General features: G+C 68.8%; 15 protein-coding genes. 9 read left to right on the forward strand and 6 right to left on the reverse strand.

Annotation, left to right across the window (positions count from 1 at the left end; all coding sequences use genetic code 11):
* The first annotated feature begins 48 nt into the window (after positions 1-48).
* Complete coding sequence (locus tag ASF14_RS02250; protein WP_082442025.1) at positions 49-1,557, forward strand: S10 family peptidase; 1,509 nt, start codon at positions 49-51, stop codon at positions 1,555-1,557.
* Between the two features lie 256 nt (positions 1,558-1,813).
* Positions 1,814-3,016: a M24 family metallopeptidase gene (locus tag ASF14_RS02255; RefSeq protein WP_056430798.1), complete on the forward strand. Its 1,203-nt coding sequence runs from the start codon at positions 1,814-1,816 to the stop codon at positions 3,014-3,016.
* Between the two features lie 220 nt (positions 3,017-3,236).
* Here the strand turns inward: ASF14_RS02255 and ASF14_RS02260 are convergent, their stop codons facing one another.
* A complete protein-coding gene (locus ASF14_RS02260) occupies positions 3,237-4,250 on the reverse strand; it encodes a 4-hydroxyproline epimerase (RefSeq protein ID WP_201780518.1) in 1,014 nt (337 codons plus the stop codon).
* Positions 4,251-4,295: 45 nt separating this feature from the next.
* On the opposite strand from ASF14_RS02260, the gene ASF14_RS02265 reads away from it, so the two are divergent.
* A complete protein-coding gene (locus ASF14_RS02265; protein ID WP_056431402.1) occupies positions 4,296-5,561 on the forward strand; it encodes an NAD(P)/FAD-dependent oxidoreductase in 1,266 nt (421 codons plus the stop codon).
* Between the two features lie 52 nt (positions 5,562-5,613).
* Here ASF14_RS02265 and ASF14_RS02270 read toward each other — a convergent pair whose 3' ends face one another.
* On the reverse strand, positions 5,614-5,811 hold the full coding sequence (locus ASF14_RS02270) for a hypothetical protein (RefSeq protein ID WP_156360986.1): 198 nt from the start codon (positions 5,809-5,811) through the stop codon (positions 5,614-5,616).
* A gap of 336 nt (positions 5,812-6,147) precedes the next feature.
* Here ASF14_RS02270 and ASF14_RS02275 point away from each other — a divergent pair, with 336 nt between their 5' ends.
* Entirely contained in the window at positions 6,148-9,534 is a 3,387-nt protein-coding gene (locus ASF14_RS02275; protein ID WP_056430803.1) for a chromosome segregation SMC family protein, read from the forward strand.
* A gap of 211 nt (positions 9,535-9,745) precedes the next feature.
* Here ASF14_RS02275 and ASF14_RS02280 read toward each other — a convergent pair whose 3' ends face one another.
* From ASF14_RS02280 to pdxH, 3 genes are read right to left on the reverse strand one after another with little or no spacing between them, the layout of a single operon-like run.
* Positions 9,746-10,549: a PhzF family phenazine biosynthesis protein gene (locus ASF14_RS02280; protein ID WP_056430806.1), complete on the reverse strand. Its 804-nt coding sequence runs from the start codon at positions 10,547-10,549 to the stop codon at positions 9,746-9,748.
* A complete protein-coding gene (locus tag ASF14_RS02285) occupies positions 10,549-11,502 on the reverse strand; it encodes a cation diffusion facilitator family transporter (protein WP_056430810.1) in 954 nt (317 codons plus the stop codon). Before ASF14_RS02285 ends, ASF14_RS02280 begins: the two co-directional genes overlap by 1 nt.
* Positions 11,499-12,080 (reverse strand): pyridoxamine 5'-phosphate oxidase, encoded by a 582-nt coding sequence (gene pdxH, locus ASF14_RS02290; protein ID WP_056431406.1) that lies wholly within the window; start codon positions 12,078-12,080, stop codon positions 11,499-11,501. Before pdxH ends, ASF14_RS02285 begins: the two co-directional genes overlap by 4 nt.
* Before the next feature lie 96 nt (positions 12,081-12,176).
* Here pdxH and ku point away from each other — a divergent pair, with 96 nt between their 5' ends.
* Genes ku through ASF14_RS02310 form a run of 4 tightly spaced genes read left to right on the forward strand, consistent with a single transcriptional unit; the run spans position 12,177 to position 18,912 of the window.
* On the forward strand, positions 12,177-13,064 hold the full coding sequence (ku, locus tag ASF14_RS02295; protein WP_056430815.1) for a non-homologous end joining protein Ku: 888 nt from the start codon (positions 12,177-12,179) through the stop codon (positions 13,062-13,064).
* Positions 13,057-15,507, forward strand: a complete 2,451-nt coding sequence (gene ligD / locus ASF14_RS02300; protein ID WP_056430818.1) for a DNA ligase D — start codon at positions 13,057-13,059, stop codon at positions 15,505-15,507. The genes ku and ligD overlap by 8 nt, the downstream gene beginning before the upstream one ends.
* Before the next feature lie 44 nt (positions 15,508-15,551).
* Entirely contained in the window at positions 15,552-18,008 is a 2,457-nt protein-coding gene (locus ASF14_RS02305; protein ID WP_056430823.1) for a circularly permuted type 2 ATP-grasp protein, read from the forward strand.
* A 10-nt stretch (positions 18,009-18,018) separates the two neighbouring features.
* A complete protein-coding gene (locus tag ASF14_RS02310; protein WP_056430825.1) occupies positions 18,019-18,912 on the forward strand; it encodes a transglutaminase family protein in 894 nt (297 codons plus the stop codon).
* A gap of 125 nt (positions 18,913-19,037) precedes the next feature.
* Here the strand turns inward: ASF14_RS02310 and ASF14_RS02315 are convergent, their stop codons facing one another.
* Positions 19,038-19,268, reverse strand: a complete 231-nt coding sequence (locus ASF14_RS02315) for a hypothetical protein (RefSeq protein ID WP_056430828.1) — start codon at positions 19,266-19,268, stop codon at positions 19,038-19,040.
* A 100-nt stretch (positions 19,269-19,368) separates the two neighbouring features.
* Here ASF14_RS02315 and ASF14_RS02320 point away from each other — a divergent pair, with 100 nt between their 5' ends.
* Positions 19,369-20,337, forward strand: a complete 969-nt coding sequence (locus tag ASF14_RS02320) for a DnaJ C-terminal domain-containing protein (protein WP_056430831.1) — start codon at positions 19,369-19,371, stop codon at positions 20,335-20,337.
* Positions 20,338-20,343 lie beyond the last annotated feature (6 nt).

The following is a 20,343-nucleotide window of genomic DNA, read 5'->3' on the forward strand; positions in this document are numbered from 1 at the left end:
TGATCCTAATAGCTGCCGATCACCGTTCGAGGGGGAGTAGTTTCCAACGTGTCCAAGACCTTGCACCTGACCGCCCTGTTGCTGCTGGCCAGCAGCGCCGCCACCCCCGCCTTCGCGCAAAAGGCCGAGAAGACCGAGACCAAGACGACCACCGAGTCGAAGGACGATGACAGCAAGCGTCCGCCCTTGCCCGCCGACAAGACGATCAGCCAATCGGCACGGATCGGCGGCCGGGTCGTCAATTACAAGGCGACCATCGGCAAGATCGCGGTGCGCGACGACAAGGGCAAGGAGATCGGGCAGGTCGTCTATACCGCCTATACCGTCCCCGGCGGCGATGTGCGGCGGCCCGTCACCTTCGCGTTCAACGGCGGGCCGGGCGCGGCCTCGGTCTATCTGAATCTGGGCGCAGTGGGTCCCAAGCGCGTGCCGTTCGGCGCGCAGGGCGATGCGCCTTCCGACGCGCCGGTGACGACCGACAATCCCAATAGCTGGCTGGACTTCACCGACCTGGTCTTCATCGATCCCATCGGCACCGGCTTCAGCCGCAGCCTGGTGGATGAGGCGGAGACCAAAAAGGCCTTTTTCGCCAACGACCCGGACATCAAATATCTGTCCAAGGTTGTCTATGACTGGCTGGTCAAGGAAGGCCGGTTGCGTTCGCCGAAGTACGTCATGGGCGAAAGCTATGGCGGCTATCGCGCGCCGCGCATCGCCTATGAACTTCAGTCGCAGATCGGCGTCGGGGTGAACGGCCTGATCATGGTGTCGCCCTATCTCGACCCCGCCTCGGGCGACGATGCCACCGCGCTGTCGCCCTTGCCGTGGATGATCGACCTGCCCTCGATGGCCGCCGCCCAGTTGGAGCGGCAGGGCAAGCTGACGCCCGAAGCGATGGCCGGGGTCGAGGCCTATGCGCGCGGCGACTACCTGCGCGACCTGATGCGCGGGCGGTCGGATACGCAAGCCGTCGACCGGATGGTGGCCCGCGTCACCGAGTTGACCGGGCTGGACCCGGCGCTGGTCCGCAAGCTGGGCGGGCGGATCGATACGCGGACCTACCTGCGCGAGATTCACCGCAACGATTCGACGATCGGCAGCATCTACGATTCGAACGTCACCGCCTTCGATCCCTTCCCGTGGTCGTCACAGCAGCGGTCCAACGACCCGCTGCTCGACTCGCTGATCGCGCCGACGACCAGCGCGATGGTCGATTTCATGACGCGCGAAGTGGGCTGGAAGACCGACGCCCGCTATCATGCGCTGTCCTACGAGGTGAACAGCGCCTGGGATCGCGGCAAGCCCGAGGATGCCCCCGTCACCGACCTGCGCAAGGCGATCGCCAACGATCCCAAGATGAAGGTGATGATCGTGCATGGCTGGGACGACCTGTCCTGCCCGTACTTTGCCTCGCGGCTGATCGTCGACCAGATGCCGAGCTATGGTGTGGCGCAGCGGGTGAAGCTGAACGTCTATCCGGGCGGACACATGTTCTACAGCCGCACCGACAGCGGCGCGGCGTTCCGGCGCGATGCGATGGCGATGTACGGGGGGTGAGCCTCGCACTTCCGCAGCGCCATATCCCACAGCCGTTCACGCTGAGCGAAGTCGAAGCGTACGTCCCGCGATCTGCGCTTGGCGACGTTCATCCCTTTGCCTTCGACTTCGCTCAGGCTGAACGGGGGTTGGGGTGTGGATTACCTTCGGCTCCCCGGTCCGTTCGGGCTGAGCGCAGTCGAAGCCCACGCCCTGTCTGGCGCCTCATGCCAACGCGCGCTAACACGCCAACCGTATACGAAACGGAGCGAGTGACATGGCGGGAATGATCGGCGGATCGACGGCGGAGCGCGAACTGGCGAGCCTGTCGCCCTGGGCGAACCCCGCGCCGGTCATCACGGCACAGGAACGGGCGCAGCGGCTGACGCGCGCGCGCGAACGGATGGGCCAGATGGGCGCCGACGCGCTGCTGATCGGTGCAGGCGCCTCCTTGCGCTATTTCACCGGCGTCGCCTGGGGCGCGACCGAGCGGCTGGTGGCGATGCTGCTGCCGATCGCGGGCGAGCCGATCTTCATCTGCCCCGGCTTCGAACTGGGCTCGTTCGAGGCCAGCCTATCCATCCCCGCCACCGACATCCGCCTGTGGGAAGAGGATGAAAGCCCCTCCGCGCTGGTCGCCGACGCGCTGAAGGCGGCGGGGGCCCAGACCTTGGCGATCGACCCCGCCATGGCCTTCCTGTTCGTCGAGCGTATCCGTGCCGCCGCGCCGGGCGTTGCCTTGGTCGATGCCGGGCCGGTCGTCGATGGCTGCCGTATGATCAAGTCGCCTGCCGAGATCGCACTGATGCAACAGGCGATGGACATCACGCTGGAGGTGCATCGTCGCGCCGCGCGCATTCTGCACGAAGGCATCCGCGCGTCGGAGGTCATCCGCTTCATCGACCAGGCGCACCGCGCGCTGGGTGCGTCGACCGGCAATTATTTTTGCGCGGTGCAGTTCGGCCGCTCGACCGCATTCCCGCATGGCCTGCCGCAGGACGATGTGCTGCGCGACGGTGACGTGGTGCTGGTCGACACCGGCACGCTGATCGACGGTTATCACAGCGACATCACCCGCACCTATGCGTTCGGCGAGGTCGGTGACGAGGTTCGCCGCATCTGGGACATCGAAAAGGAAGCGCAAGCCGCCGCCTTCGCCGCCGTCCGGCCCGGCGAACCGTGCGAGGCGGTCGACTACGCCGCGCGCGCTGTGCTGGAGCGGTCGGGCCTCGGCCCCGACTATCGCCTGCCCGGCCTGCCGCATCGCATCGGCCACGGTATCGGCCTGTCGATCCACGAACCCGCCTATCTGGTGCGCGGCGACAAGACCCCGCTGACGCCGGGCATGTGCTTCTCCAACGAGCCGATGATCGTCGTGCCCGACCGCTTCGGCGTGCGGCTGGAGGATCATTTCCACGTCACCGAGACGGGCGCCGCCTGGTTCACCCAGCCCCAGCCAGCGATCGACGATCTGGGATGAAGGATCGCCCCGGCAAAGGCCGGGGCAGGTTCACGCGAAGCCGCGAAGAGGTTCGCGCGGAGACGCGGAGGCGCGGAGATGACAGCCCGCGCGGCGGCGCTTGGACATCGTCGACAGGTGGAGATGACAGGGCCGCTGGCGCGGCAAGTCCCGACCCTCCGCGTCTCCGCGCCTCCGCGCGAACCTCTTCTCCTTCGCGGCTTCGCGTGGAACGACGGCCTTATACCACCGTGAACCCCGCCCAGAACGGGTCCTCGCGGTCGATCCAGATCGTGTTGTAGCCGGTCGATACGGCCGAGCCCTGGATCGACGGCACGATCGCCGCCTGCCCGCCCAGTTCGGTCGCTTCCTCGACCCGACCGATGAAACGGCTGCGGATATAGCTTTCATGCACGAAGCGGTCGCCGACCTTGAGCCGCCCCTTCGCCGCCAGATGGGCCAGCCGCGCCGAGGTGCCGGTGCCGCACGGGCTCCGGTCGATCGCCCGCTCGCCATAGAAGACCGCGTTGCGGCCGTCGGCATCCTCCGCCGAGGGCTTGTCGGCCCACAACACATGGCTGACCCCCCGGATCGAGGGTTCGAGCGGGTGCACCGGCTCGAACTTCTCGCGCACCAGCTCGCGGATCGTGCGGCTCAGTTCGACCAGCTTCGACGCACCTAGATCGTCCAGCCCGGTATAGGCCCCCTGCGGCTCGATGATCGCATAATAGTTGCCGCCATAGGCGACATCCAGCGTCAGCGGACCGAAGCCCGGCACGTCGATTGCAATCCCCTCGGCCGCCAGATAGGCGGGGACGTTGCGGATACGAACGGCGGTGACCTTCGCGCCGTCCTTCTCATATTCGATGTGAATGGTGCCCGCAGGCACCTCGACCTTCAGCTTGCCCGGCTCGCGCGGGGTGATCAGGCCGTTTTCCAGGCCGAAGGTGATCATGCCGATCGTGCCATGCCCGCACATGGGCAGGCAGCCGCTCGTCTCGATGAACAGGATCGCGGCGTCGCTGTCCGGCTCGCACGGCGGATAGAGGAAGCCGCCCGACATCATGTCATGCCCGCGCGGCTCGAAGCACAGGCCGGTGCGGATCCAGTCGAACCGCTCCAGAAAATCCAGCCGCCGCTCGGCCATGCTGGACCCGCGCAGCAGCGGCGCGCCGCCCGCGACCAGCCGGACGGGATTGCCCGCCGTATGGCCGTCGATGCAGAAAAAGGTATGGCGGATCGTGGGTGACGTCATCGGGATTCCCTTGCTGTAAAATCCGTATACGATATGACCAGGGTCATGCCCAAGCCGGAAAATCACACCTCAGCCTCGGATCGTCGCAGCGCCATCGTCGTGGGCGGCGGCGTCATCGGCACCACCACCGCACTCGCACTGCAACGCACCGGTTGGGCGGTGACGCTGATCGAGGCGGAGGACACTCCGCGCGCCGCGTCCTGGGGCAATGCGGGCCATATCGCGACCGAACAGGCCGAGCCGATCGCCTCGCCCGCGATGGTGCGCGGTTTTGCCAAACGGCTATTCTGTCGCGGCGGCGCACTTGCCCTGCCGCCGCGTGAGATCGCGGCATGGCTGCCCTTCTCGCTCCGCCTGCTGAAAGCGGCGCGCCCCGCCCGGTACGAACGATCGCATCAGGCGCTGGCTGCGCTGCTCGCCCAAGCCATGCCTGCGTGGCAGCGGCACGTCGCCGCGCTCGGAGAGCCCGATCTGCTCCGCCCAGACGGCCATGTCGTGCTGTGGGAAACGCCGGAGAGCGCCGCGCGCGGGTTGGCCAACTGGCAGGCGGCGGACACCGGCACCGCGCGCTTCCGCCCGCTGACCGAGGCGGAATTGCAGGACTGGCGCGCCCGGGTGCGTGCGCCCATCGCAGGCGGCATCCGCTTCGAGGGCAGCGGCCAGATCGCCGATCCGACCCGGCTGGCAGAAACCACGACCGCGCGCTTTCTGGCAGATGGCGGCACCCGCCTCATCGCGCGCGTCGCGGCTATCGGCGACGGCGAGGTCCGCCTGACCGACCATCGTCGACTGACCGCCGACCAGATCGTCGTGACGGCGGGCGTGGCGAGCGCCGCGCTGCTCCGCCCCTTCGGCCTGAAGGCCCCGATCATCGCCGAGCGCGGCTATCACCTCCAGACCGGCCCCGACGTCGACTGGCCCGCCGACCTGCCGCCGGTGGTGTTCGAGGACCGCTCGATGATCGTCACCCGCTTCGCAGGCGGCCTGCGCGCCGCCAGCATCGTCGAGTTCGCCCGTGCCGAGGCCAAGCCCGATCCCGCCAAGTGGAACCGCCTGCGTCACCACATCGCGGCATTGGGCCTACCGATCGGCGAGGATGCCAGCCCCTGGATGGGCGCGCGGCCGACCCTGCCGGATTACCTGCCCGCGATCGGGCGGGTGCCGGGGACCAGAGGCGTATCCTACGCGTTCGGGCACAACCATCTGGGCCTGACGCTCGCCCCGATTACGGGCGAATTGGTGGCGGCGATGGTGGCTGGGGAGTCGACGCCCGTTCCCACGTCGCCGTTCGAATTGCAGCGATTCAGGTAAGCCGGGAAAACTCTCCGTCGAACGACGGGTCTTGCCGAATATCGGGCAGAGGCTAGTCGAAGATGCCAACCGCCGCATCGGCCCATATCGTGCACACCACTGCCACTGTTCCGATCACGATCAGGGCACGGACCGCCAGGGGAGCCGACAGGCGCGGGGCGCATTCGCAGGCAACGCCGATCGTCCCGAGCAATATGGCGGCAAACACGAAGTCGACCAGGCTCCAATCGACCTCACTGGTAAACGGCATTGCCAGGGCCGGTGCGAGAAGCACGCACGTCAGCAGCGCCCAGACGGAATTCCGCAATGCCCGGGAATTGCTCCCCCGTAGGTTATGGATCAATTGCATAAGCACTCCATCTGACGGACGGCGGTCAGCATCATGACGTTGTTTGCCGGGTAAGGAAAGTGGCCGAATATGGCGCTTGTCGATCGCTTGGGCGAATGCCCCCCCTCATGAGCGACCCGCGATACCACGCGATCAAGGTCCTGTTCACGTCGGCGGTATCACAATCCTTCCCTCGACATCCTGCCCCCATTCGCTATCGGTTAACCACAGCGCATCGGGGGAGCGGCGACCGGGTCCGTGCAGATCAAGCGGCTTCGCATTTCGGGTTTCAAGAGCTTCGTCGATCCGGCCGATCTGGTCATCGAACCGGGGCTGACCGGCGTTGTCGGGCCCAATGGCTGCGGCAAGTCCAACCTGCTCGAAGCGCTGCGCTGGACGATGGGTGAGAACAGCGCACGGTCGATGCGCGGCGCGGGCATGGAAGACGTGATCTTCGCAGGGACCGCCACCCGCCCGCCGCGCGACTTTGCCGAGGTCACGATCCTGGCCGAGCGCGAGGGGGACGAGACCGAGATCGTCCGCCGGATCGAACGCGGCGCGGGCTCGGCCTATCGGATCGACGGGCGCGACGTGCGCGCCAAGGACGTGGCGCTGCTCTTCGCCGACGCCGCGACCGGCGCGCATTCGCCAGCACTGGTCAGCCAGAACCGGATCGGCGCGGTCATCGCCGCCAAGCCCGCCGAGCGCCGCGCAATGCTGGAGGAAGCGGCCGGAATCGCCGGGCTCCATGTCCGCCGCCGCGATGCCGAGACCAAGCTGCGCGCGACCGAGACGAACCTGACCCGGCTGGACGAGGCGATCGCCGACCAGGACGCCCGCATCGCGACGTTGCGGCGACAGGCACGCGCGGCGGAGCGCTATCGCCTGCTCTCCGACCAGATCCGGGTGGCCGAGGCGCGGATGATCTTCGCCCGCTGGCGCGACGCGGCCGAGGCGGCGGGCGCGGCCAAGATCGAGGCGGAGGCCGCCGAGCGCCGCGTCACCGAAACCACCGCCGCCGAGCGCGAAGCCGCCGCCGCGCAGGAACAGGCGGTAGCGCGCGCCGCCCGGACCCGCGCCGCCTCGCTCGCCGCGCGCGATACGCTGAGCGAGGCGGGCCATGCCCTGTCGCGCACTCGCGACCGCCGCCATGGGCTGCAACGGCGGATCGAGGAACTGGCCGCCGCGCGTACCCGCATCGACGAAGACCGCGCGCGCGAGGATGCGCTGGCGCACGACGCGGCCGCCGCGATCCGGCGGCTGGCCGAGGAGTGCGAGGATCTGGAGGCGCGCATCGCCCATGCGGTGCAGGCCATGCCCCGGCTCGACGCGCTGCTGGCCGAAGCGGAGACGAAGAACCGCAATGCCGAGGTCGCGCTGGCCCGCGCTTTGTCGGCCCAGGCTGCGGAAGCCGCCGAGCGCCGCATCGCGGAGGCGGCGCTGACCGCCGCCCGCGCCCGCCATGCCCGTGCCGAACGCGATGCCCGCGCGGTCGCCTCCGCGATCGAGGCGCTGCCCGACATGGCCGAGCAGGAGGCGGCGCGCGAAGCGGCCATCGCAACCCAGGCCGCCGCCAAGGTCGATGCGGACAAGGCGCGCGCGGCTTTGGGCTGGGCCGAGGAAAGCGAACTGACCGCGACCGGCGAACGCGATTCCGCCGAGGGAGCCCGCGCCCGCGCCATCGCCGCCCTTGCCGCGCTGGAGGCCGAGGCTGCGACGCTGACCCGTGCGACGGCGAGCAAGGGCGGCGACCGACTGCTCGACGAGGTGCAGGCCGAGCCGGGGTTCGAACGCGCGCTGGCGGCCGCGCTGGGCGACGAGCTGGAGACGCCGCTGGTCGACTGGCATGGCTCCCCCGTTGCGCCCGACGACCCCGCTGCGCCGGTCGGCACGCTGAGGCTGGGTGAGCGGATCAAGGCGCCGCCGACGCTTGCCCGGCGGCTGTCGCAGATTTTCCTGGTCGAGGCGGATTCGGGCCAGCATCTGAGCGTCGGGCAGCGGCTGGTCACGCGTGAGGGGCGGCTGCGGCGCTGGGACGGCTATATCGGCGAGGGCGGCGGAGCGGCGGCGGCGGAGCGGATGGAACGGCGCAACCGGCTCGCCGCGCTGGAGGCCGAACGTCCGGCGGCCGAGGCGGCGGTGCAGACCGCGACCGAGGCGCGCGCCGCGATCGAGGACCGGATCGCCCGCGCCCGTGCCGCCGCCGCCAGCGCGCGGAACCTCCACGCCACCGCCGAAGCATCCTTGCGCGATGCCCAGCGCGCCGAGGATCGGGCACAGGCGGTGATCGAGCGACTATCCGCCCAGCGCACCGACCTCGCCGCCCGTGCCGAACGCATCGCCGCCGAGATGGACGAGGCGCTGGCCGAATGCGACCGCGCCCAGGCGACGCTGGCCGGACTGCCCGATGGCACGGCAAGTGCGGCGGAGACGGCGCGGCTCCAGCAGGAGACACAGCTGGCGCGCTCGGCGGTGGCGCTGGCCCGGTCGGAGCGGACGACGCTGGAGCGCAGCCTGACCCAGACTCGCGACCGGCTGTCCGCCGCGATGGCCGAGGCGCAGGGCTGGGACCAGCGTGCGGGCCAGGCGGCGGGCCGGATCGCCGAGATGGACGACCGCGCCGCGACGCTCGACCGCGACGCCGCCGCGCTGGCCGATCAGCCCAGCCTGCTCGCCGAGGAGATCGCCCGGCTCGCTGCCGCGCATGACACCGCCAAGGCCGAGGCGGAGCGCACCCAGATCGAGGAAGCCGACGCCGAACGCGCGCTGCGTGCCATCGAGGCCGCGCATGCCGAGACCCATGCGCTGTTGTCCGCCGCGCGGGAGGCGCGCGCGGGCGCGCTGGCGCGGGTCGAGAATCACGAACTCCGCCGGGTCGAGCTGGGCCGTGTGTCGGGCGAACGCTTCGCCTGCCCCGCGCCGGTTCTCCCTGAGAAACTGGCCTTCGACAGCGCCAGCGTCGGCTCGCCCCAGGCCGAGGCGGCCGCGCATGACAAGCTGTCCGCCGACCGCGAACGCATCGGCCCGGTCAATCTAGTCGCCGAACAGGAACTGGCCGATCTGGAGGCAAGCGGTGCGGCCAGCGCCGCCGAGCGCGAGGATCTGGTGCAGGCGGTGGCGCGCCTGCGCAGCTCGATCGGACTGCTCAACCGCGAAGGGCGGCAGCGGCTGCTGGAGGCGTTCGAGGCGGTGAACGGTCATTTCCAGACCTTGTTCGCGACGCTGTTCGACGGCGGCTCGGCGCATCTGGCGCTGATCGACTCGGACGATCCGCTGGAGGCGGGGCTGGAGATCATGGCGCAGCCGCCGGGCAAGCGGCTCCAGTCGCTTACGCTCTTGTCGGGGGGCGAGCAGGCGCTGACCGCGGTGGCGCTGATCTTCGGCCTGTTCCTGACCAATCCGGCGCCGATCTGCGTGCTGGACGAGGTCGATGCGCCGCTGGACGATGCCAATATCGACCGGTTCTGCGGCCTGCTCGACCGGATGACGCGCGAGACGGATACGCGCTATCTGATCGTGACGCACAATGCGGTGACGATGAGCCGGATGCACCGGCTGTTCGGCGTGACGATGATCGAGCGCGGGGTCAGCCGGCTGGTGTCGGTGGATCTGCAGGCGGCGGAGACGTTGCTGGCGGCGGAGTGAGGCCGCGTTTCAAAACGCCGACCTGGCAAATCCTTGCCGTACCCCGGCGAAGGCCGGGGTCCAGTTGCGGTGCGCTATCGCAGGTGGGACGCCTTTGCCTCCCCCGCATCGAATAGCGCGCCACCGACTTGGTGGAGCCTGGGCCCCGGCCTTCGCCGGGGTACGGCTGCATTTTTAAAACTGTCTTTTAGGTTGAGTGAAGGCGAAACCTTCACGGCAGCAGGAACGTCCCCTCGATCACCGTGACGCATCCACCGCCCAGGATCACCCGGTCACCCGCCAACCGACAGCTCAACCGTCCGCCCCGCGCACTGGCCTGCTCCGCCACGAAGGACTCGCGCCCCAGCTTCTGCGTCCAATAGGGCGTCAGCACCGCATGCGCCGCGCCCGTCACCGGGTCCTCGTCGATGGCGAAGGCGGGCACGAAGACGCGGCTCACCACATCGGCCTCCCCCGCCCCGCCACGCGCGGTCAGGATGACGACATAACGCCCGGCCTTGGCCAGTGCGGTAAAGTCCGGCGTGCAGTTGCGTACCGTCGCCGCATCGTCGACGACCACGACCACATAGCCCGCCGGATGGCGCAGCGTCTCGACCACGCCGTCCACACCCAGCGCCTCGACCACCCCCGGCAGCGCCTCGGGCGACGGTGAGCGCTCCGGCAAGGACATGCTGTAGCCCAGCCCGTCGCGTGCCACCTCCAAAACCCCGGCATGGCGCGTCGCGAACCGCACCCGTTCGCGCGTCGTATCCGACAACAGCACGACATGTCCGCTCGCCAGCGTGGCATGACCGCACATCTCGACCTCGTCGCCCGGCGTAAACCAGCGCAGCTCGAAATCCGCTTCACCGCCGTCCATCGGCACCAGGAAGGCGGTTTCGGACAGGTTGTTCTCCTGCGCGATCGCCAGCAGCGTGGCGTCGCCCGGCCAGGACGACAGCATCATCACCGCCGCCGGATTGCCGCCGAACGCGGCATCGGCAAAGGCATCGACCTGGGTGAAGGGTATGCGCATCAATAGCCTACCCGCTTGCCGAACCAGTGGGGGGTCACGTCCGCCTCGACCAGCGGATTGTCGGTGTCGACATGGCCTTCGGGATCGAGATGGATCAGCACCTCGACCTTGGGGAAGGCGCGGCGCAGCGCGCACTCGACGCCCTCGACCACGTCATGCGCGGCGGCGACCGTCATGTCGCGGTCGACCTCCATATGGAATTGCGCGAAATCGTGGCTGCCCGAGCGGCGGGTGCGGAAGTCGTGAATGCCCTTCAGCCCCGGCTGGCGCGCGGCGACGTCGAGAAAGGCGGCGCGCTGGTCGTCGGACCATTCCTTGTCCATCAGCTGATCGATCGCGGTCGAGGATGCCTGGAACGCGCCCCAGGCCAGCCACACGGCGATGGCGATGCCGAAGACCGGGTCCGCGCCGTGCCAGCCGAAATACTGGTCCAGCACCATCGCGATGATGACCGATCCGTTGAGCAGCACGTCGGACTGGTAGTGGACATTGTCGGCCAGGATCGCGACCGAACCGGTGCGACGGATCACGCTGCGCTGATAGGCGAGCAGGACGATGGTCGCCAGGATCGCGATCACCGACACGCCGATGCCGAATTCCGCGTCGCTGGTCGGATTGTCCGCGCCCAGCGCCATGACCGCGCGCCAGGCGATCCCCGCCGCCGAGGCGGTGATCAGCGCGACCTGGAACAAGGCCGCCAGCGCCTCCGCCTTTCCGTGCCCGAAACGGTGGTCGTGGTCGGCCGGGGTCGCCGCCAGTCGCACGCCGTACAGCGTCACCAGGCTGGCCAGCAGGTCGAGCGCGGTGTCGGCGAGCGACCCCAGCATCGCGACCGAGCCCGTCCGCCACGCGGCGAACCCCTTCAGCGCCAGCAGGAACAGCGCCATTGCGACGCTGGCCAGCGCCGCCTTGGTCGCCAGCGGGATGACCTTCTTGCGTTCGTCCTGGGTCACGGGAACAGCAATCCCTCGTCCCAGCCATGTTCGCCGGTGCGGGTGAAGACCCGTCGCTCGTGCAGCCGGTGTTCGCGGTCGAGCCAGAACTCGATCCGCTGCGGGGTCACGCGGTATCCGCCCCAATGCGGCGGGCGCGGCACGTCGCCGCCCTCGAAGCGGGCGCGCATCTCCTCGAAGCGCGCCTCGAACGTCTCGCGCGCGTCGAGCGGGCGCGACTGGTCCGAGGCCCAGGCGCCCAGCTGCGAGTCGCGGCCCCGGCTGGCGAAATAGGCGTCCGATTCGGCATCGTCGACGCGCGACACCGGCCCCTCGATGCGGATCTGGCGGCGCAGCGATTTCCAGTGGAAGAGAAGCGCGGCGTTGCTGCCCTCGCCCAGGTCCTGCGCCTTGCGGCTCTCGCGGTTGGTGTAGAACACGAATCCGCGGCGGTCATGGCCCTTCAGCAGGACCATGCGCACCGAGGGTTGCAGGCGCGCATCCACCGTCGCCAGCGCCATCGCGTTGTAATCGTTGATTTCGCTCGCCCGCGCCTCGGCAAGCCACGCATCGAACAGGGCAAAGGGATCGTCAGCCATGCGCCCGCCCATACGCCTGTGGGGTCGGAAAACCAATGTCGGGAACGGAAACGCTGAGTCCGTCATTGGAGGGATTACGCAACGGAGATTTCCCCAATGCCCGCACGCGCTTACTGGCAGGGCCAGATACGCCTCGCGCTCGTGTCGATCCCGGTCGAGATCTATCCGGCGACCAAAAGCGGCGCGACCATCCAGTTCAAGCAGATCCACGAACCCAGCGGCAAGCCGATCCATTACGAAAAGGTCGTCAACGACATCGGCCCGGTCGACACCGACGAGATCGTGAAGGGCTATCAGGTCGCCAAGGGCGATTACGTCCTGCTCGACCAGGACGAGATCGACGCGGTCAAGCTGGAGTCGAAGAAGACGTTGGAGCTGACCCGCTTCGTCGATGCGGGCGAGATCAACGTCCTTTACTATGAGCGCCCCTATTTCGTCGTGCCCGCCGACGATCTGGCCGAGGAAGCCTTTATCGTCCTGCGCGAGGCGTTGAAGCGGACGGGCAAGGTCGGGTTGGGCCAGCTGGCGCTGCGGGGCCGCGAATATATCGTCAGCCTGCGGCCCTGCGGGCGCGGGCTGATCCTGGAGACGCTGCGCTACGCCGACGAGGTGAACAAGGCACAAGCCTATTTCAGCGATATCGGTGATGCCAAGCCCGATGCCGAGCTGCTCGATCTGGCCGAGGCGTTGATCGAGAAGAAGTCCGGCCCCTTCGACCCCAAGCAATTCCACGATCATTATGTCGAGGCGCTACACCGCCTGATCGAACGCAAGCGCAAGGCCAAGGGCAAGAAGGTCATCGAGGACGAGGAGGACGCAACGCCCAAGTCGAGCGGCAATGTCGCCGACCTGATGGCGGCACTCAAACAGTCGATGGAGACGGGCGAGACGCGCAGCCGATCCCGCAAGGCTCCGGCCAAGACGGCCCGCAAGACGCCTGCGAAAAAGACCACCCGCAAAGCCCCGGCGCGCAAACATGGCTGATCCGCTCGAACGCTATAACGCCAAGCGCGACTTCACCCGCACCGCTGAACCGGCGGGGACGCTGGCGCCGGGCAAGGGCAACAGCTTCATCGTGCAGAAGCATGACGCAACCCGGCTCCACTGGGACTTCCGACTGGAGGTGGACGGCGTGCTCAAAAGCTGGGCGGTCACGCGCGGGCCGAGCCTGGACCCCGACGAAAAGCGGCTGGCGGTACGGACCGAGGATCATCCGCTCTCCTATGCGACGTTCGAGGGGACCATTCCGGCGGGCGAATATGGCGGCGGCACGGTGATGCTGTGGGATCGCGGCACCTGGTCGCCGGTCGCGGGCAAGAGCGCGAAGGATCTGGAGGACGGGCATCTCCACTTCATCCTCGATGGCGAGCGGATGAAGGGCGAATGGCTGCTCGTCCGCATGAAGCCACGGGGCAAGGAAAAGCGCGAGAACTGGCTGCTGCGCAAGGTCGCCGACGCCCAGGCCGGGGGCACCGACACGCTGACCGATCAGGCGCTGACCAGCGTGTCGACCGGACGGACCATGGCGCAGATCGCCGAAGGGAAAGCGGCGAAGCCAAGGTCCGCCAAGGTAGCGAAGGCGCGGCCGGGCAGTGCGAAAACGAAGGCCAAGACGAAAGCGGGCACGATGCCCGAATTTCGGCCCCCGGCGCTCTGTACTTTGGTCGATCAGGTCCCGGCCGGAAATGGTTGGCTGCATGAGATCAAATATGACGGCTACCGCGCGCTGATCGCGGTCGGCGGGGGAAAGGCGCGGGTCTTCACCCGCAGCGGGCTGGACTGGAGCGAGAAGTTTCCCGGCATCGTGGCGGCCGCCGCCGACCTGCCCGTCGCCAGCGCGATGATCGACGGAGAGATCGTCGCGTTCAAGGACGGACGCCCCGACTTCTCGACGCTGAAGGATGCGATCGGCACGACCAAGCCGATGAGCCTGTTCGCCTTCGACCTCCTCTCACTGGACGGCGAGGATGTGACCGGCCTGCCGCTGGTCCAGCGCAAGGAACGGCTGCGCGGCATCGTCCCCAAGGGCGACGAGGTTATCCAGTTCGCCGAACACGTCACCGGCTCGGGCGAGGCGCTGTTCGACAAACTGTGTGCCGAGGGGCTGGAAGGCGTCGTCTCCAAACGCGCCGACAGTCGTTACCCATCGGCGCGTAGCCGCGACTGGCTGAAGATCAAATGCCTGAAGCGGCAGGAGTTCGTGATCGTCGGCTGGCTGCCGTCCGACAAGGCGCGGCGGGGATTGAAATCGCTGCTGCTGGGCGTGAACCGCGGCGGCAAGCTGGCCTATGTCGGCAAGGTCGGCACCGGCTTTACGCAAGACCGCATGGCCGAGTTGCGCACCTTGCTCGACGCCCGCCCCCGCAAGACCGCCCCCGTCGAGGCGCCGCGCGCGATGGTACGCGGCGCGAAATGGGTGCGCCCCGATCTGGTCGCCGAGATCGCCTTTACCGAGACGACGCCCGACGGCCTGCTCCGCCATCCCAGCTTCATCGGCCTTCGCGAGGACAAGCCCGCTGATCAGGTGGTCGAGGAACGCCCCGCCCCCGCGCCTTCGGCCGAGGAGAGCGACATCGCCATCACCCATCCCGAACGGGTGATCTTTCCCGACGGCGACCTGACCAAGGGCAATCTCGCCGATTATGTCGCGGCGGTCGCCCCGCTGATGCTGCCCTGGGTCGCGCGCCGACCGGTCAGCCTGGTCCGCTGTCCGCAGGGGCGGGCGCGGGCATGCTTCTTCCAGAAGCATGACGCGGGCAGTTTCGGACCGCATGTCCATTCGGTGCCGATCCGGGAAAAGGACGGCGGCACCGAACCCTATCTCTATATCGAGGATGCGGAGGGCCTGCGCGCCTGTATCCAGATGGGCTCGATCGAGTTTCACGGCTGGGGCTCCTCCATCGCCACGCTGGAACAGCCCGACCGGATGATCTTCGACCTCGACCCCGACCCGTCCGTGACCTTCGACGATGTGAAACGCGCCGCCGTGCATATCCATGACCAGCTCGCCGAACTGGGCCTGACCAGCTTTGCCATGCTGTCGGGCGGCAAAGGCGTGCATGTCGTCGTACCGCTGACCCCGAACGCCGAATGGCCCGCCGTGTCGGATTTCGCCGAACGCTTCGCCAAGGCACTGGCAAAGAGCGATCCCGACCGCTTCGTCGCGGTGGCGACCAAGGCCAGGCGCAAGGGCCGAATCTTCATCGACTGGCTGCGCAACCAGCGCGGTGCGACGGCCGTCATGCCCTATTCGGCGCGGGCGAGATCGGGCGCGCCGGTCGCGGCCCCGGTGGCGTGGCGCGAGCTGGACGGCATCGACACGGCGGCGCGCTGGACGATCCGCGATGCCGGGGAACTGGCGACGCGCGCGGGCGGTGCGGCGTTGCGCGGCTGGGGTGTCGCGGATCAAATCCTGCCCGATCTCTAATCGCCTGTTGCAACCTTGGGCCGATCCGGCGATTTTCCCCGCCGATGGACCCCTCCGAGGATAGCCCCGCGCAGGCCGCCGCCTGGATCGACGCCTATCGCGCGGCCGCCCCCGGCGCGGACGTGCTGGCGCGGTCCGGCGACCCGGCCTGGCCCGCCATGCTGGAGGAACTGGCCGCCGTCGCCAGCAACCTGGCCCATGCGCGCGAGCGGGTGCAGCGCCACGCCGCCGATATCGGCACCGGCTTTCGCATCATCGGCGAAACCGACGAGCGGCCCTGGCCGGTCTCGCCCGTCCCCCTGCTGATCGATACGCGGGAATGGGCGGGGATCGAGGCGGGCGTGATGCAGCGCGCCGCGCTGCTGGAGACGATCCTCGCCGATCTTTACGGCCCCGGTCGGCTCGTGGCGGAAGGGCTCATCCCCGCCGCACTGGCGACCGGCAGCCCCTATTTCCTGCGGCCCATGGTCGGCGTGACGCCGCCCGGCGGCCATCATCTGAGCTTCGTCGCCTTCGACCTGGCGCGCGGGCCGGACGGCGAGTGGCGCGTGCTGGCCGATCATCTGCGCAACCCGGCGGGCGCTGGCTATGCGCTGGAGAACCGGCTGGCGGTCAGCCGGACGCTGGGCGGCTTGCAGAACCGGCTGAACGTGCAGCGCCACGCGCCCTTCTTCGCCGCCTTCCGCGCCGGGCTGGCCGCACAATGCCGCCGCACCGATCCGCGTATCGGCCTGCTGACGCCGGGCCGGTTCAACCCGAGCTACCCGGAACAGGCGCATCTGGCGCGCTATCTCGGCCTGTTGCTGGTCGAGGGCGCGGACCTCGCCGCGATCGAGGGGCAGGTCTATGTCCGCACCGTCGCGGGACTGAAGCGGATCGACGCGCTGTGGCGGCGGCTCGACCCCCGGATGCTCGACCCGCTGGCCTTTGACAGCCATTCGCAGATCGGTGTGCCCGGCCTGATCGACGCCTATGTCGAGGGGCAGGTGGTGATCGCCAATGCGCCGGGCGCGGGCGTGCTGGAGAGCCCCGCCGTCTCCGCCTTCCTGCCCGCGCTGGCACAGGCACTGGCGGGTGTGCCGCTGATGCTGCCCAATATCGCGACCTGGTGGTGCGGTGGTCCGCGCCAGGCCGCACACGTCGCCGAGCATCTCGACACGCTGCTGATCGCGCCCGCCTTCGGCCCCCGCCCGCTGGGCCTGCCAGATGGCGCTCGCACGGGCGCGAGCCTGTCGGCCGAGGAGCGCGCCACGCTGCTGACCGACATGGCGAAACGGCCGCAGGATTATGTCGGGCAGGAGATGGTGCGCCTGTCGACCATGCCCGTCGTCATCGGCGACCGGCTGGAGCCGCGCCCCTTCACCTTGCGCGTCTTTGCCGCGCGTGACGGCGAGGGGCGGTGGACCGTCATGCCCGGCGGCTTCGGCCGGATCGGCGACCATCCCGAGGCGACCGCGGCGATGATCGGCGAAGGGCTGTGGTCCGCCGATGTCTGCGTCCATGGGCCGGAGCCTGTGACGCCCATGTCACTGCTCGCCGACCCCGATTCGCTGCATGTCCGGCGCAATCCGGGGACTTTGCCCAGCCGGGTGGCAGACAATTTCTATTGGCTGGGCCGCTATCTGGAGCGGGGCGAAGCGCTGCTCGCGGCGATCCGCGTGATGCTGGGCAATTCGATCGACGTCGATGGCGGCGCCGCACTCGACCCGCGCACGGTCGGGCGCCTGGTCGGCCTCATCACCGGCGGCGGCGCGGCCCCGCATCCCGACAGCCTGCACCGCGCCGCGCTCACCCAGTTCGCCCGCACGGCGATGGAGGATGAGGGCTTTCATTCGGTCGCCCGCATCAACCGGCTGGCGCGCGGGATCAGCGAAGGGTCGCGCGACCGCCTGTCCGCCGACATGGTGCGGCTGCTGGAAGCCCCCTTCCCCAGCCATGCCGGGATGCTCGACCGGGCGGGATCGCTGCAACGCCGCTATGCCGCGATCGCCGGGCTGTCGGCCGAGCATATGGTGCGCACCACCGCCTGGCGCTTCCACGACCTCGGTCGCCGAGTCGAGCGGGCGGTGGCAGTGGCGCGCGCGACGCGGCTGTTCGGCATGGCGGGGGCGTCGGCGGACGACCTGTCCACCCTGCTCGACCTCGCCAACAGCCAGATCAGCTATCGCCAGCGTTATCCGACCGGCCTGGCGCGCGTCGCGGTGGTCGATCTGGTCGCGCTCGATCCCAACAACCCGCGCGCGCTCGCCTATCAGACCGCGCGCATCGCCGACTGCCTGTCGCGCCTGCCCGTCCTGTCCGACGACGACATGGCCGAGCCGCAACAGGCCCAGGCCATCGCCATCCGCGCCGCGCTGGAAACGGCGGATGCCCGCACGCTCGACGCCGATACGCTGGGCGATGTCGAGCGGCGGCTGGGCCTGCTGTCGGAAGCGATCGCGCGCCGCTATTTCCTGCAAGGCGCGGAGCCGTTGCGTGCCGGGGGACTTACCCTGGCATGAGAGACGGGGCATGATCTACGACATCCGCCACATCACCCGCTTCGATTACGGCGCGCAGGTCAAATATGCGCGCTGCAATCTGCGGCTGAAGCCGATCGACTGGCCCGGCCAGACGCTGGAGGCGTACGACCTGATCGTCGAGCCGGTCGGCCGCACGCGCGCCGCCCATGCCGAAGCGGGGCTGGCGCATGTCACCCGGCTGGTGGTCGACCGCCCGGTGCGCAGCCTGACCATCGAAAGCCGCGCGCGCATGGTCGTCGATCGTCCGGTGCCGATGCCGTCCCCGAATGATCCGACACTGGCCGAAGTCTCCGCGCTCGCCCGAAGCAGCCGCGACCTGTCGGCGGCGAGCCCGGCCAATTACATCTTCCCCTCGCCGCTGATCCCGCTCGACCCCGCCATTGCCGAATGGTGCGCGCCGGATCTGTCGCCGGAACGCGGTGCGCTGGAGGCGGGGTTCGCGCTCGCCAACCGCATCCAGCGCGAATTCGCCTTCGACCCCGCCGCCACTTTGGTCGACACGCCCCCGGCCGAGGCGTTCCGCCAGCGGCGCGGCGTGTGCCAGGACTTTGCGCAGATCATGATCACGGGCTTACGCGCGGCGGGCATCCCGGCGGCCTATGCCTCGGGTTATATCCGCACGCTGCCGCCGCCGGGCCAGGCGCGGCTGGTCGGCGCAGACGCGACCCATGCCTGGGTGCTGATCTGGGGCGGGCCGGAGCATGGCTGGGTCGGGGTCGATCCGACCAACGGCATCTGGATGGCGGGCGATCACATCATCGTCGCGGTCGGCCGCGATTATGCCGAAATTGCGCCAGTCGATGGCGTCGTACTGGGCTCGGGTGCGCAGAAGATGGACGTCAGCGTCGACGTCGCGCCGATGGAGGAGATGGTCGCGGGATAGCCCGCCATCTCGCGACCAAACCCAACCTCCGTTCGCACTGAGCGAAGTCGAAGTGCACGCCGGGCCGTTCCCCGCGAGTTGTATCCCGTGGCCTTCGACTTCGCCCAGGCTGAACGGATGGGAGATCAGCCCTCTTCCGTCACCGCATTGGGATTGTCCTTGTCCGAGTCCGGATGCCCGCCCTTGCCGTGATAGGCCGCGCCGCTCTGGCCGCCATGGAAATCGCCTTCGCGCTCGGGCACGCCTTCGTACCCGCCGCCCTGGCTCTCGCTACCATGTTTGCCGGGCGCATCCGAAACGCCGTCCGGCGCGCCCTTCTTGCCGTCCTTGCCAACGGCCTGCATCGGTTCGGTCATGATCCGTCTCCTTCCGGCGCTCCAACGCATGGGGAACGGATTGCGCTCCGGCACGGACTCCCCCACATGAGAAGGTAATACACTGCCAACGGGGAACAGAGTGGCCGATCCATATCAGACGCTGGGCGTGAGCCGCATGGCCAGCGAAGCCGATATCAAGAAAGCCTATCGCAAGCTGGCGAAGGAACTGCATCCCGACCGCAACAAGGACAATCCGAAAGCGGCGGAGAAGTTCAGCCAGGTCACCAACGCCTATGACCTGTTGAACGACAAGGACAAGCGCGCCCGGTTCGACCGGGGCGAGATCGATGGCGACGGCAACCCCACCTCGCCCTTCGGCTATAGCGGCGGCCCCGGCGGTTTCGGCGGCGGTCCGCGCCCGGGTGCGAGCGGCGCTGGTGGGGCCGGGGGCGGTTTCCGCCAGCAATTCGATTTCGGCGGCGAGGGCGCCGACATGTCGGATATCTTCGAGGGGATGTTCAGCGGTGCCGGGCGCGGCGGTTTTTCGGGTGGCTTTGGCGGGTTCGGCGGACGGGGCCGCTCGGCCGCCAAGGGCGCGAACAGCGCCTATGCCCTGCGCGTTCCCTTTGTCGACGCCGCCACGCTCAGCCCGCAGCGGATCACGCTGGCCGATGGCAAGACGATCGACCTGAAACTGCCCGCCGGTGTCGAGAGCGGCACCCAGATGCGCCTTGGCGGCAAGGGCGAGCAAGGTCCCGGCGGCCCCGGCGACGCGATCATCACCATCGAGGTCGTCCCCCATGCCTTTTTCACCCGCGACGGCGACGATGTCCGGCTGGACCTGCCCATCTCGCTGGCCGAGGCGGTGCTGGGCGGCCAGGTGAAGGCGCCGACGGTCGAGCGTCCGGTCATGCTGACCGTGCCCAAGGGCACCAGTTCCGGCAAGACGCTGCGCCTGAAGGGCAAGGGCTTTCACAAGAAGGATGGCGGGCGCGGCGACCAGTTGATCACGCTGATGATCGACATCCCCGCCGATGATGCCGCGCTACAACAGTTTGCGGCGGAATGGACCGACGGCAGGAACCCGAGGGCCGCCATGGGCGTCTGATCGTTC

The organism is Sphingomonas sp. Leaf257 (assembly GCF_001422185.1).
GTDB lineage: Bacteria > Pseudomonadota > Alphaproteobacteria > Sphingomonadales > Sphingomonadaceae > Sphingomonas > Sphingomonas yabuuchiae.

Excerpts from the sequence above, each read along its gene's own strand:
- ASF14_RS02315 (WP_056430828.1), bottom strand. The coding sequence starts at position 19,268 with ATGACCGAACCGATGCAGGCCGTTGGCAAGGACGGCAAGAAGGGCGCG.
- ASF14_RS02260 (WP_201780518.1), bottom strand. The coding sequence starts at position 4,250 with ATGACGTCACCCACGATCCGCCATACCTTTTTCTGCATCGACGGCCAT.
- ASF14_RS02255 (WP_056430798.1), top strand. The coding sequence starts at position 1,814 with ATGGCGGGAATGATCGGCGGATCGACGGCGGAGCGCGAACTGGCGAGC.
- ASF14_RS02310 (WP_056430825.1), top strand. The coding sequence starts at position 18,019 with ATGATCTACGACATCCGCCACATCACCCGCTTCGATTACGGCGCGCAG.
- ASF14_RS02265 (WP_056431402.1), top strand. The coding sequence starts at position 4,296 with ATGCCCAAGCCGGAAAATCACACCTCAGCCTCGGATCGTCGCAGCGCC.
- ASF14_RS02280 (WP_056430806.1), bottom strand. The coding sequence starts at position 10,549 with ATGCGCATACCCTTCACCCAGGTCGATGCCTTTGCCGATGCCGCGTTC.
- ASF14_RS02305 (WP_056430823.1), top strand. The coding sequence starts at position 15,552 with ATGGACCCCTCCGAGGATAGCCCCGCGCAGGCCGCCGCCTGGATCGAC.
- ASF14_RS02270 (WP_156360986.1), bottom strand. The coding sequence starts at position 5,811 with ATGCCGTTTACCAGTGAGGTCGATTGGAGCCTGGTCGACTTCGTGTTT.
- ligD (WP_056430818.1), top strand. The coding sequence starts at position 13,057 with ATGGCTGATCCGCTCGAACGCTATAACGCCAAGCGCGACTTCACCCGC.
- ku (WP_056430815.1), top strand. The coding sequence starts at position 12,177 with ATGCCCGCACGCGCTTACTGGCAGGGCCAGATACGCCTCGCGCTCGTG.
- pdxH (WP_056431406.1), bottom strand. The coding sequence starts at position 12,080 with ATGGCTGACGATCCCTTTGCCCTGTTCGATGCGTGGCTTGCCGAGGCG.